General features: G+C 63.9%; 10 protein-coding genes. 4 read left to right on the forward strand and 6 right to left on the reverse strand.

Translation table 11 applies throughout. The annotated features are described in order from the left end of the window. The 5 genes from AC5STB_RS00260 to AC5STB_RS00280 all read right to left on the reverse strand — a co-directional run bounded on the left by AC5STB_RS00260 (position 1) and on the right by AC5STB_RS00280 (position 5,559). On the reverse strand, positions 1-1,785 hold the full coding sequence (locus tag AC5STB_RS00260) for a peptidoglycan D,D-transpeptidase FtsI family protein (RefSeq protein ID WP_495440976.1): 1,785 nt from the start codon (positions 1,783-1,785) through the stop codon (positions 1-3). After that, positions 1,782-2,132 carry a cell division protein FtsL gene (gene ftsL, locus AC5STB_RS00265; RefSeq protein WP_495440977.1) on the reverse strand — a complete coding sequence of 117 codons (351 nt, stop codon included), beginning with the start codon at positions 2,130-2,132 and terminating at the stop codon, positions 1,782-1,784. Before ftsL ends, AC5STB_RS00260 begins: the two co-directional genes overlap by 4 nt. Then, positions 2,129-3,121, reverse strand: a complete 993-nt coding sequence (gene rsmH / locus AC5STB_RS00270) for a 16S rRNA (cytosine(1402)-N(4))-methyltransferase RsmH (protein WP_495440978.1) — start codon at positions 3,119-3,121, stop codon at positions 2,129-2,131. The genes ftsL and rsmH overlap by 4 nt, the downstream gene beginning before the upstream one ends. A 3-nt stretch (positions 3,122-3,124) precedes the next feature. Then, complete coding sequence (mraZ, locus tag AC5STB_RS00275) at positions 3,125-3,628, reverse strand: division/cell wall cluster transcriptional repressor MraZ (RefSeq protein WP_495440979.1); 504 nt, start codon at positions 3,626-3,628, stop codon at positions 3,125-3,127. An 866-nt stretch (positions 3,629-4,494) separates the two neighbouring features. Further along, complete coding sequence (locus AC5STB_RS00280) at positions 4,495-5,559, reverse strand: Mrp/NBP35 family ATP-binding protein (RefSeq protein ID WP_495440980.1); 1,065 nt, start codon at positions 5,557-5,559, stop codon at positions 4,495-4,497. 341 nt (positions 5,560-5,900) lie between these two features. On the opposite strand from AC5STB_RS00280, the gene AC5STB_RS00285 reads away from it, so the two are divergent. The 3 genes from AC5STB_RS00285 (at position 5,901) to AC5STB_RS00295 (ending at position 8,075) form a co-directional block, all read left to right on the forward strand. Further along, entirely contained in the window at positions 5,901-6,110 is a 210-nt protein-coding gene (locus tag AC5STB_RS00285; protein ID WP_495440981.1) for a DUF1127 domain-containing protein, read from the forward strand. A gap of 312 nt (positions 6,111-6,422) precedes the next feature. Beyond that, positions 6,423-7,211 (forward strand): phosphodiesterase, encoded by a 789-nt coding sequence (locus AC5STB_RS00290; RefSeq protein WP_495440982.1) that lies wholly within the window; start codon positions 6,423-6,425, stop codon positions 7,209-7,211. After that, positions 7,212-8,075 (forward strand): EamA family transporter, encoded by an 864-nt coding sequence (locus AC5STB_RS00295; protein ID WP_495440983.1) that lies wholly within the window; start codon positions 7,212-7,214, stop codon positions 8,073-8,075. Between the two features lie 158 nt (positions 8,076-8,233). Here the strand turns inward: AC5STB_RS00295 and AC5STB_RS00300 are convergent, their stop codons facing one another. Then, complete coding sequence (locus tag AC5STB_RS00300) at positions 8,234-10,603, reverse strand: ATP-dependent helicase (protein ID WP_495440984.1); 2,370 nt, start codon at positions 10,601-10,603, stop codon at positions 8,234-8,236. A 205-nt stretch (positions 10,604-10,808) separates the two neighbouring features. Between AC5STB_RS00300 and AC5STB_RS00305 the strand changes: the two genes are divergently transcribed. Next, positions 10,809-12,605 carry a sensor domain-containing diguanylate cyclase gene (locus tag AC5STB_RS00305; RefSeq protein ID WP_495440985.1) on the forward strand — a complete coding sequence of 599 codons (1,797 nt, stop codon included), beginning with the start codon at positions 10,809-10,811 and terminating at the stop codon, positions 12,603-12,605. Positions 12,606-12,677: the final 72 nt, after the last annotated feature.

Raw genomic sequence — 12,677 nt, forward strand, 5'->3', positions numbered from 1 at the left:
TTAGTTCGAGGTGAGGGTTATACCAGTCACCTCTGCGGGTTCAACTTGCGGACGCAGGCCCAGAAGCGGCGCCACACGGCCGATCATCTCTGCCGCCACCGGGGTCGCGGTCCAGCCTGCGGTGCGGCGCTCCTCTCCGTGGGCGATAATGGACGGTTCGTCCAGCGTCACGATCAGCACGTATTTCGGGTCATGTGCCGGGAAAATAGAGGCAAAAGTGGCAATCACCTTGTCCTCGTAATAGCCGCCGCGGGGCTTGGGCTTGTCCGCGGTGCCGGTCTTACCGCCCACCTGATAGCCCTCGACCTCGGCGAAAGACGCGGTGCCTTCGCTGACCACCTTGCGCAACATTTTGCGCGCGGCTGCGGCGGTGGCCTCGCTCATCACCCGTTCGCCCAGCTGCGGCGCGGCCTGTTTCAGAATCGTCGGCGCCACGTAGCGGCCGCCGTTGGCAATCGCGGCATAACCGGCGGCCAGGTGCATCGGCGTGGTGGAAATGCCGTGGCCGTAGGAAATGGTCATCGCCGACAGCTCAGACCAATTGCCGGGCAGCAACGGCTTGCCGCCCTTGGCCTCGGAGATTTCAAACGGGGTCGGGTCCAGCATCCCCAGCGTGTCGAGGAAGGATTTCTGCCGTTCCACCCCGATCTGCTGCGCCAGCCGCGCAGTGCCGATGTTGGAGGATTTGACGATGATCTTGGTCACCGACATCTCGTTGCCGTAGTTCCGGAAATCGCGAATCGCAAAGCGGCCCCAGCGCAGCGGTCCGCGGGTGTCGATCACGGTGTCCGCACCTACCAACCCCAGCTCCATCGCCTGGGCGGCGGTGAAGATCTTGAAGGTGGAGCCGAGTTCATACACCCCCTGCACCGCGCGGTTGAACAGCGGGCTGTCGGAGGGGTCGAAACCGGAGGTCGGCGGGCGCGGCCGGTCGTTGGGGTCGAAATCCGGGAAGGACACCACCGAGATCACCTCGCCGGTGCGGGCATCCATCAGGATCGAGGTGGCGCCCTTGGCGTTCATCAGCTTCATGCCGCCGTAAAGCACCTGCTCTGCCGCGGCCTGCACGGTGAGGTCCAAGGACAGCTGCAGCGGTTTGCCCGCGTTGGCCGGGTCGCGCAGGTAATCGTCGAACTGGCGCTCGACACCGGCGACGCCGATCACCTCCGCGGCGTTCACGCCCTCCTTGCCGAAACCGGCGCCGCCCAGCACATGGGCGGCCAGGCTGCCGTTGGGGTAAAGGCGCATCTCACGCGGGCCGAACATCAGGCCCGGATCACCGATGTCATGCACCGCCTGAAGCTGTTCAGGGCTGATTTTCTTCTTTACCCACAGGAATTTGCGCTTGCCGGTAAAGTCCTTGACCAGGCGGTCGCGGTCGAGATCGGGAAAGATTTCCACCAGCTTTTCGGCAGCGCCGGCCGGGTCGATCATCTGCGGCGGCTGGGCATACAGGGAGTGGGTTTCAAAATTGGTCGCCAGCAGGCTGCCGTTACGGTCGACGATGTCGGCACGCTGCGCGGCGATGGCAGCACCGGGGACGCTGGCAATGGGTTCCGCGGGTTCCGATACCGCGGTCATGCCCATGCGGGCGATGATGGTGGCAAAGGCACAGACAAAGAACAGCCCCAGCACCAGAAGCCGCCCTTCGGCGCGCTGGCGGGCCTGCACCTGCATCTCCTGATGGCGCAGGCTGATGTTTTCCTTTTCGATCACGTCCGGGTTCTCGCCAGAGGCACGGGCGTGCAGGATGCGGGCCAGCGGGCGGAGCGGTGTGCGGATCATGGCTGGCTCCCTGCGTTCAGCCCGGAAACTTCGATCTCGTTTTCGATCTCCAGCTCCGGCGGCGCCGGGTAGGAAACCTCATCCACGCGGCCGAACTGATCGGGGCGCAGCGGCAGCAGGCCAAGGCTGTCGAAATTGATGTCGGCCAGGTCGCGCAGGCGCTGCGGACGGTTGAGATAGGCCCATTCAGCGCGCAGCACGCTGAGGCGCACCTGCGCGGAACCGATCTGGCGCTGCAGCGCGCGGGTGTCTTTCAGCACCTGCTGGGTGGCGTAGTTTTCGCGGTAGGCCCAGAAGGCGAGGCCGAAGACGGCCAGGCAGGTTGCGGCATACAGCAAGGTCTTCATTTGCGCGCCTCTTTCAACTGCGGCATTCCAAGCTCCTTGGCCGAGATCGGCCCCGGTGCGGCATCGGTGCGGCGCCCGACCCGCAAGCGGGCGGAGCGGGACCGCGGGTTTTCGGCCAGTTCCTGATCGTCCGGACCCACCGCCTTGCGGGTGACCAGTTCGAACTGGGAGGGGGTTTCCTCCTGCTCCGGCGCATAACGGTTGGCGCGGCCGGTCTTGCCCGCGCGGTGCTGGAAGAAGCGTTTGACCATGCGGTCCTCGACCGAGTGGAAGGTCACGACGGCCAGCAGGCCACCCGGCTTCAGCGCCCGTTCGGCGGCCAGGAGGCCTTCGAACAGCTCGTCATATTCGGCGTTCACCGCGATGCGCAGGCCCTGGAAGCTGCGGGTCGCTGGATGCGATTGGTTCGGCTTAGGGCGCGGCAGGCAGCTCTCGATGATGCCCGCAAGGCGCAGAGTGGTGGTGATGGGGTCTATCGCACGCTCGCGGACAATCGCCTTGGCGATGCGGCGGCTGGCGCGTTCCTCGCCGTAGTGGAACAGGATGTCGGCGATCTGCACCTCGTCCAGTTCTGCAATCAGGTCGGCGGCGGAAGGGCCGGACTGCGACATCCGCATGTCCAGAGGGCCATCTTTCATGAAGGAGAAGCCGCGTTCAGCCAGATCCAGCTGCATCGAGGAGACACCAAGGTCCAGCACCACGCCGTCGAGGTCCTGGGCGTATTCGTCCATGCGGGAGAAGACACCGGGCTGCAGGATCAGGCGGTCGCCGTACTCCCCTGCCCAGGGTTTAGCGAGTTCGAAGGCCAGCGGGTCGCGGTCAACGCCGACCACTTGTTCGGCTCCGGCCTCCAGCAGGCCGCGGGTATAGCCGCCGGCGCCAAAGGTCCCGTCAAGCCAGCGGCCCGAAACCGGTGCCACGGCTGCAAGCAGCGGGCGGAGAAGAACCGGGATGTGGGGACCATTGGCAGCTGTTTGGTCCTGGGTCATGTCTCAAGCGCCCCCGGCGCTATCTAGGAATTCCATCGGATCGAAGCCTTCTGGCAGGTCTTCCATCCATTCTTCGGCCTGAGCCAGTTCTTCCTGCTCGTAGGTGTCCGGCTTCCAGATCTGGAAGGTGTCGCCTGCGGCGATGAAAAAGGCCTCTGCCTCAAGGTCGATCTTCTGGCGCAGCTTTGCGGGCAGCACCAGGCGGCCGGTCTCGTCCACGTTGGTCGGGAAGGACTGGCCGTGGAACATGCGCTGCAGCATCTTGCGCTGCATCGAGCCGCGCGGGAGCTGGTCGATCTTGGCGTCGACCTCCTCAATCGCCTCTATAGTATAGCATTCCAGGAAGTTGCGGCGCTGGTCGCCGTAGACGATCACCAGTTCGGGGTTCTGACCGGGCTGCCAGTTCGGATCGGCGGCCTCCAGCACACGGCGAAAGGAGGCGGGGATTGACACCCGCCCCTTGCTGTCCACCTTGTGGTGGCTTTCGCCTCTGAACCTGCGGCCCAATTTCCCGTCCTTTTCGCGCGTCCCTCGCGTTAATCCGTTCCCCAGAATGAAAAGGGGCGGGTTGATCTGCTGCCACTGATCAACCCGCCGCCTTGGCCCGCTTTGCGGGATGTCCGACTGCGCGCGCCACCTGGGGGGATGTCTGCTCGCTCGCGCGCCGGATCTCTTGTTCGATGAAAGCGAAGGCCTGTATGAAACCTGCTTGTTTTGTTTTTGGCTCTGGGGTCGTTTGGTGCCCCGTCCCTCGTCTCATCCGATGAATTAGGGATACTATGGGAAATGATGGTCCTGCAACTGTTTTCTGCAAAGAAGCGCCAATCGCTTGACAGTGATTCCGTGTTGGCGCCCTAGATTCGCGGCAATTTCAGGGCGATCCTCGGAACTTGTTGTGAGTTAATCCACCACAAACACTAGATGTAGATACGAGTTGCAGCCGAAATTTTTTTCCCATAGTTTCCCGCGATTCCGTGCATCCGGTTCCAGAATCCCAGAAAGTTCCCATTATGTTCGCGCCAGCTAGCAGGCGGCAGCGCCTGAAAAGCCGCGCGGAGGCGTATCAACACCAAGCGATTCGCAACCGCAAGCGGGTTTTGGCGGGAAACGGGCCATGATTTCCCGTGCCGCCCACGAATTCCCAGCAGTCCCGTGATTTCCCAGCTGTCCCATGCAGTCCCGGCCGTCCCGCGGATTCCCGCGCGGCGCGGCAAGTGCCATGCAGTCCCATTTCCGGTGAGCAATCCCATCCGCGCCCAAATCGCAGCGCACAACAGGTCTGAAGATCGCCGCGGCCGCATCACACGAAAACGGCCCGCCGGTGCGGCGGGCCTTCTAATGCAGCTTCAATCCCAGTGCGGGTTCAGGAGGCCTCAGGCCATGCCGCCGCCAATCAGCCCTTCGGCAATGCGGGCATAGGCCTGGGCCATTGGCCCCTGCCCCGCGGCGATGGGCGTGCCGCTGTCGCCGGCCAGCCGGGTTTCCAGATCAATCGGCAGCGCGCCCAGCAGCGGCAGGCCCAGGGTCTCGGCCTCAGCTGCGACGCCGCCGTGGCCGAAGATGTGATGCTCTCCGCCGCAATCGGGACAGGTGAAGAAAGACATGTTTTCGATCAGCCCAAGCACCGGGGTTTTCAGCGTCTTGAACATGTCCATCGCCTTGCGCGCGTCCAAGAGCGCCACGTCCTGCGGGGTGGAGACGACGATGGCCCCGGACAGTTCGGCCTTGGTGCAGAGCGTCAGCTGCACATCGCCGGTGCCGGGCGGCAGGTCGACGATCAGCACGTCCAGCTCACCCCAGTTCACTTGACCCAGCATCTGCTGCAGCGCGCCCATCAGCATTGGCCCGCGCCAGACCACCGCCTTGCCCTCCTCCAGCATGAAGCCGATCGACATCAGGGTGACGCCATGGGCGTGCAGCGGTTCAATGATCTTGCCGTCGGGGCTGGCGGGCCGCCCGGTGGCGCCCATCATCCGGGGCTGGGAGGGGCCGTAGATGTCGGCATCCAGCAGTCCGACCTTGCGGCCCTGTTTGGCCAGCGCCACGGCGAGGTTGGAGGACACAGTGGACTTGCCCACCCCGCCCTTGCCGGAGGCAACCGCCAGGATGCGCTTGACGCCTGCGGGTCTCAGCGGCTCGGCCTGCGGTTTCGGGTGGCCGCCGACCTTGAGGCTGGGGGCGGGCTGCTGCGGGGCATGGGCAGTCAGCGCGGCGGAAACGGCTTCCACCCCTTCCAGCGACAGCACCGCCGCCTCGGCCGCCTTGCGCAAGGGCTCCATCAGCTTGGCGATCTCTGGGCTCGGCGCCTCAATCACAAAGCTCACCCTGCTGCCCTCGATCCGCAGCGCCCGCAGCATGTCGCGCGACACCAGGGTGCCGCCGTCCGGCAGTGCCAGCCGCTCCAATACTGCGTGTATCTGCTGTTGCGTGACACCCATGCCTGCTCTCCTGCGTCAATTCCCGCCTATATATATGTGTCTGCCGCCGCGCTTGGAACCCGGCCTGCGCGTTTGCCGCAAAAGCGCGCCCGGATCTGGCAAGCCACAGCCCTGCCAGCCATGCGCACACCGCAGCGCCACGCCCGAAAATTATACAGGCGCATAAAGAACTGCTGAAATTCCCTTCCAATTACAAAGGCCTACCCTGCGTCACCCATGCAGATGCTGCATAGCGGCATTGACGAGGCACGGGATTGTGCATCCGCGGCATTTCCTTAAATTGTCGTACAAGAAACGCCACAGCGGCACACGACGAGACGGTTAGACGAAGGAACAGAACGATGGCAGCAGCACAACAGATCTCCGCGGTGAGCATTGCATCCCCGGCAGGCTTCCTGGATGCCCTGCTGGTCAAGTTCACCCGCTACCGCCTGTACCGCCAGACCGTCAATGAGCTGTCCGCTCTGACGGCCCGCGACCTGGCAGACCTGGGCCTGAACCGGTCCGAAATCAAACGCGTTGCCTACCAGGCGGCCTACGAGAACAACTGATAGAGATCAGGTCCTTCCTCCTCCTCCCTAGAAGGACCTGTCTTTGGCGGTGGCATCCTCCTCCTCCCTGATGCCACCGCACCCTATACCGGCCAAGAGCCGGGCTTGGATCACCGGGAACTCCTCCTCCCTGATTTCCGGTGTATGACAGAACGGCGGTGCCCCTCCTCCTCCCTGGGCGCCGCCGTTTCTTGCTTTCGGGCTGCGGTTTGCCGCACCCGGGCCGGGAGGCTGACGGTTTTACGCTATCCTTAGGCTGCGTCTACTGGTTTGATCGCGGGCATAGTCAGCAGCGATTTTCAGGACCGCGTTATGAAGTTCATCCATCTCACCGATATTCACCTGATGGCACCGGGGGTGCCGCTGAACGGCAGCGATCCGGCGGCGAATCTGCAACGTGTGCTGGGAGATATCGCCCGGTGGCACGCGGACGCCGCGTTCTGCGTGATTTCGGGTGATCTGGCGGATGACGGCGACCCCGCAGCCTATGGCTGGCTGCAGGAGCAGCTGGCGGCGTTTCCGCTGCCCGCCTTCCTGATGCTGGGCAATCACGATGTCAGGGAGACCTTCCTGAGCGTCTTTGCGGATCATCCGCGCGATGGCGGCGGGTTTGTGCAGCACAGCCATGCAGAAGACGGCGCGAAGTTCCTGTTCCTCGACACGCTGACCGGCGGGCCGGATGTGCATGACGGGGAGTTGTGCGCGGACCGGCTGGCCTGGCTGGAGGCGGAACTGGAAGCGGCAGGCGAGGCGCCGGTGTTCCTGTTCCTGCACCACCCGCCTTTTGATATCGGGCTGCCCTATGTCGACGGCATCAAGCTGCGCGATCCGGAAGGATTTCACGCAGCGCTGCAGAAGGGCCGGAACATCCGGCACATCTTCTACGGCCATGTGCACCGGATGACCTATGTGAACTGGCGCGGCTACAGCTTCACCTCGCTGCCCAGCACCAACCACCAGATCCCGCTGGTGCCGGAGCGGGCAGGCAGCGAATACAGCGTGGAACCCTTGGCCTATGGGGTGGTGCAGGTGAGCGGCGATCAGCTGACGGTGCATTTCGACGCCTATCTGGACCGGCCGGGCCAGGCGGCTGTCTCCTAAGTGGAACTGCTGTGGATCCTGCTGGTGCTGCTGTCGGCGGTCACGCACCCGCTGCGCGACCTGACGCTGAAGGGCGTGGCGCATCCGGTGTCCTGTTATACCGGCGTGTGCCTGTCGTGGGTGGTGTTTGCTGCTGTGCATATGGCACTGGCCGGGCACAGCCTTGCCCTGCCCGCAAGTATTTGGCCACTGGTTCTGGCCTCGGCGCTGGGGCTGACAGTTTACTACTACGGCACGTTGTCGGCGCTGCGGCGGGGGAACCTGTCGGCCTATTACCCGATTGTGCGCTCCTCGCCCTTGGCGATTGCCGCCTTCAGCTGGCTGGTGCTGGACCGCAGCTATTCCGGCGCGGCGCTTTTGGGGATGGGGCTGATCATCTGGGCCGGGCTGATGATCCAGAAGGGAAAGGGACGCTTGCTGGATGATCCGCGCGCCTTTGCGATGGCGGTGGTGGCGATGCTGGGGTCGGCAGCCTATTCGATTTCCGATGCGGCGGCGATGAAAGGCGCAGCCAGCGCGCCGTTTCTGTTCTGGACCTACATCCTGGTGACCGCGGCCATGGGGGCCTTGCGCGCCTGGGAGGACCGGGGGCAGTCGGCGCCCCTTCTAGGCGTGGTGCGGGGCTGGGCGCAGAACCCCTGGCGCATCCTGTTTGCCGGACTATCGTCCTATCTCTCCTACCTCTTGATCCTGCGGGTGTTCCAGCTGGGCGCCGAGGCGGCAGCAGTCAGTGCGGTGCGGCAGGTGTCGATCCCGGTGTCGGTGATCCTGGCAGCCCTGGTGCTGAAGGAGCCGCGCGGCCTCAGCCGCCTGGGCTGGGCGGTGCTGATTGCCGCGGGCATTGCAATGATTGCGCTGCGGTAGCGCCGCCGCGGGCAGCAGCCCCAGCTTTTCGCGCAAACCTCTGACAGAAGGGGTGGCGCAGGCGCGGCGGGCAGCATGGCTGCCCGCCGCGCCTGCGCCCGGATCGGATCGCAAGGCGATCCGATCCGCCGGTTATACCGGCCCGTAAATACGGACGATCAGAACGGGACGTCGTCCGGGGCAGTGACGAACTTGGCAACCACCTTTTTCAGGCCCGCCTTCTCAAAATCGATTTCCAGTTTGTCGCCCTCAATGCCGGTGATGGCGCCATAACCGAACTTCTGGTGGAACACCCGCTCCCCCAGGGTGAAGCTGGAGGTGGCGGTGAGATCGATCACCGTATTCTTGCTCTCCTTGGGCTGGGACATGCCGTATTGGCCCGCGCGGGCCTGCATCCGCTTCCAGCCAGGGGAGTTGTAGCCGTCGGCCTGGGCCATCTTCTCCTCGATGGTGGAACGCACCTGCCCCGCCCCCATGGACCCGCCCGGTGCCGCGGCGCCGTAACCGCCGCCGTAAAGGCCTGGCGGGGTCAGCACCTCAACATGTTCCTCCGGCAGCTCGTCAATGAAGCGGGAGGGCAGCTGCGACTGCCACTGGCCGAACACCCGGCGGTTGCCGGCAAAGGAGATGGTGCAGATCTGCTCCGCCCTTGTGATGCCCACATAGGCCAAGCGGCGTTCCTCCTCCAGCCCCTTGAGGCCGCTTTCGTCCATCGAGCGCTGCGAGGGGAACAGCCCGTCCTCCCAGCCCGGCAGGAAGACCGCGGGGAACTCCAGGCCCTTAGCGGCGTGCAGGGTCATGATCGAGACCTTCTCGTCCGCGTCCTGCTTGTCGTTGTCCATGACCAGGCTGACGTGTTCGAGGAAACCCTGCAGGTTCTCGAAGCTTTCCAGCGCCTTCACCAGCTCCTTGAGGTTTTCCAGGCGGCCAGGTGAGTCCGGGTTCTTGTCATTCTGCCACATGGTTGTGTAGCCCGACTCATCCAGAATGATCTCAGCCAGCTCCATATGAGTGATGTCCGCGTCACCGGCCATGCGGCCCCAGCGGGCAATGCCCTCGACCAGCTGGCGCAGGGCGCCGCCGCCCTTACCCTTGATCTGGCCGCTTTCGACCGCCAGCCGGGCGCCTTCAACCAGAGAGACGCCGTTTTCGCGGGCGAGGCCCTGAATGGTCTGCTGCGCCTTGTCGCCAAGACCGCGCTTGGGGGTGTTGACGATGCGCTCGAACGCCAGATCGTCGTCGGGCGAGACCACGACCCGGAAATAGGCCATGGCGTCGCGGATCTCCATCCGCTCATAGAAACGCGGGCCGCCGATCACCCGGTATGGCAGGCCGATGGTCAGGAAGCGGTCTTCGAACGCGCGCATCTGGTGGGAGGCACGGACGAGAATGGCCATGCTGTTGAGGCCGATGGGCGATTGGCCGCGGGTGCCGCGCTGCATCGCTTCGATCTCCTCGCCGATCCAGCGGGCCTCCTCCTCGCCGTCCCAGTGGCCGATCAGGCGGACCTTTTCTCCGTCGCCGGCATCGGTCCACAGCTCCTTGCCCAGACGGCCGGCATTGCCGCGGATGACGTTGGACGCGGCGGCGAGGATATGGCCAGTGGAGCGGTAGTTCTGCTCCAGCCGCACAACCATGGCACCGGGAAAGTCCTTCTCAAACCGCAGGATGTTGCCGACCTCGGCGCCGCGCCAGCCATAAATCGACTGGTCGTCATCGCCGACACAGCAGACGTTCTTGTGCGCGCCGGCCAAGAGCCGCAGCCAGAGGTACTGGGCGACGTTGGTATCCTGGTATTCGTCTACCATGATGTAGCGGAACCAGCGCTGGTACTGCTCCAGCACGTCGGGATGGTTCTGGAAAATCGTCACCATATGCAAGAGCAGGTCGCCGAAATCGACCGCGTTCAACTCGCGCAGGCGGGTCTGGTACTGGGCATAGAATTCGGTGCCGCGGTGATTGTAGGCCCCAGCATCCCCAGAGGGCACCCTGTCCGGCGTCAGCGCCCGGTTTTTCCAGTCGTCGATGATGCCTGCCAGCATCCGCGCGGGCCAGCGCTTGTCGTCAATGCCTGCGGCCTTGATCAGCTGTTTCAACAGCCGGATTTGGTCGTCGGTATCAAGAATGGTGAAGTTGGACTTCAGCCCGGCCAGTTCGGCATGGCGGCGCAGGAGCTTGACGCAGATCGAGTGGAAGGTGCCGAGCCAGGGCATCCCCTCAACCGCCTGGCCGAGCATGCCTGTTACCCGTTCCTTCATCTCGCGGGCGGCCTTGTTGGTGAAGGTCACCGACAGGATCTCATTCGGGCGGGCGCGGCCGGTGCTGAGAAGGTGCACGATGCGGGTGGTCAGCGCCTTGGTCTTGCCGGTGCCGGCGCCTGCCAGCATCAGCACCGGGCCGTCGAGGCATTCCACCGCCTCCCGCTGGGCGGGGTTCAGCGTATCGAGATAGGGCATCACCCGCGCACCCATGGCGCGGGACGACAGCGATGCGCCCTCAAAGGCGTCCATTTCGTCAAAACTGCTCATGGCCGTGATCCTAACGTGATTCAAGCCCGGCGGAAAGAGGACGTTCACAGTCTGTTCGCTTGGGATGCGGGAATGGCGGCAAAGCCGTCAAGGCACCATTTGACGTGCATTTTTCCTATTCGGCGCACGTACAGGCGGGAAGATTCATGATCTGTAAAGCCGGTTGCGCAATTTTTGCGTTACCGCCGTCTTACAGGGGAACCACATGACGCACCGGCCAGCAGGAAAACTTCTTTCCAGGCTCAGGATCTTGTTTCTGCTGCCCCTGATACTGTCTGCGGCGGCCCTGTCAGCCTGGGCGGTCTATTCCGTTCCGCCGCCGATCGTGGACCGGATGCTGGAGGCGGACCTGCGAAAGCAGGCCCGCATCTGGCGGCGGGCAGTTCTGCTGCATCTCGAAGGCAGCAAGGATACCTTTATCCTGGGAGAGCTGGATGAGCACGACAAGGAATACCTGAACCTGGTGCCGCAGACCTCTGACGTGTACCGGCTGAAACTGTTTGAGGCGGATGGCACGGTTTTCTGGTCGACGCGGCCCGAAATCATTGGCGAACGGAACACCCAGCCTTATTTTCAGAACATCGTGTCGGCGGGGCTGATCTATTATAAACACGACGAGAAGCCGGCATCCGAGGTGGACGGGGTGCAGGCTGCGGCCAATGCGGACGGGACGATCCCGAACCGCAACGTGGCAGAGGTCTATTCCCCCGTCATGCACGACGGCATTTTTATCGGCGCAATCGAATTCTATTCCGACATCACTGATATCCGGAACACGTTTATTACCCGCGTCCGCATCTCTCTGGCGCTGATTTCGCTGGTGACAGTGACGGCGATGGTCATCGTGTCGGCAGTCATATACAAATCCAACCGCCGCAGCCTGCGCCAGATCGAACAGCGCTCTGCCAAGGATCAGGAGGTCATGGCGAACCAGCTGCAGCTGGCGCGGGAGGTGAAACTGCTAGGAGAGCTGAACGAATGGCTGCAGTCCTGCCGCTCACTGGATGAACTGTTTGACATGGTGTCAAAGTTCATGGGCCATTTGCTGCCGGACGCGGAGGGCAGCATCTATGTCTTTTCCAATTCGCGCGACGTTCTGGACGGCTGCTCCAGCTGGAACGGCGGCTGCCACAAGGACCACATCCAGCCAGGCGAATGTTGGGGGCTTCGCCGCGGCCGGACCTATGAGTTCGGCGCGTCGGAAGTGGAGTTCACCTGTGCCCATGCGGAACCGCATGACGGACGGCCCTACTTCTGCTTTCCGATCCTGGCGCATGGCGAAACCGTGGGTCTGATGCACCTGCGCGCGCGGCCGGGCCGGGCCGGCGATTTTGCAGGCTGCAAGCCGCTGGCGCAGATGTGCGCGGAACAAATCAGCATGGCGATTGCCAATGTGAAAATGCGCGACCAGTTGCACGACCAGTCGGTGCGCGACCCGCTGACCGGCCTGTTCAACCGCCGCCACATGACCGATTGCCTGCGCACCTTCATCACCGCCAGCCAGAACAGCGGCAAGCCGTTGAGCGTGGTGTCGATCGACGTGGATCACTTCAAGAAGTTCAACGACAACCACGGCCACGATGCCGGCGACATGGTTCTGCGCGCGGTTGGCACAGCGCTGGAGCAGGCCTGCGACGGAGACGAAGTCGCCTGCCGCCCCGGTGGCGAGGAGTTTGCGCTGCTGCTGCCGGGCGTGCAGCCGGTGGATGCGGTCACCAAGGCAGAGCTGCTGCGGCAGGCCGTCGAGGACGTGGTGGTACGTTACGGCGAGAAGGCGCTGCCGCGGATTTCCATCTCGCTGGGTGTTGCCCATTACCCGGTGCATGGCACCATGCCGCAGGACCTGCTGCGCGCCTCGGACGAGGCGCTGTATGAGGCCAAGGCCAAGGGGCGCAACCGGCTCTGCATCGCCGAGGGCAGCAGCGCTGCGGCTCAAAATCCGGCAGAGCAGACTGCCGCCGCCAGTAGCGGCAAGGACATGGACAAGGACGCAGCAGCGTAGGACGCCGCCAGGCGCCGGGGCTGCCGACGGCAGGGTCCGGCGCTTTTTCTTGCACTCTCCTGACCGCCGCGT

The sequence above is a fragment of the Leisingera sp. CC-HEC093 genome (assembly GCF_059429195.1).

Excerpts from the sequence above, each read along its gene's own strand:
- AC5STB_RS00260 (WP_495440976.1), bottom strand. The coding sequence starts at position 1,785 with ATGATCCGCACACCGCTCCGCCCGCTGGCCCGCATCCTGCACGCCCGT.
- AC5STB_RS00305 (WP_495440985.1), top strand. The coding sequence starts at position 10,809 with ATGACGCACCGGCCAGCAGGAAAACTTCTTTCCAGGCTCAGGATCTTG.
- AC5STB_RS00280 (WP_495440980.1), bottom strand. The coding sequence starts at position 5,559 with ATGGGTGTCACGCAACAGCAGATACACGCAGTATTGGAGCGGCTGGCA.
- AC5STB_RS00300 (WP_495440984.1), bottom strand. The coding sequence starts at position 10,603 with ATGAGCAGTTTTGACGAAATGGACGCCTTTGAGGGCGCATCGCTGTCG.
- ftsL (WP_495440977.1), bottom strand. The coding sequence starts at position 2,132 with ATGAAGACCTTGCTGTATGCCGCAACCTGCCTGGCCGTCTTCGGCCTC.
- rsmH (WP_495440978.1), bottom strand. The coding sequence starts at position 3,121 with ATGACCCAGGACCAAACAGCTGCCAATGGTCCCCACATCCCGGTTCTT.
- AC5STB_RS00290 (WP_495440982.1), top strand. The coding sequence starts at position 6,423 with ATGAAGTTCATCCATCTCACCGATATTCACCTGATGGCACCGGGGGTG.
- AC5STB_RS00285 (WP_495440981.1), top strand. The coding sequence starts at position 5,901 with ATGGCAGCAGCACAACAGATCTCCGCGGTGAGCATTGCATCCCCGGCA.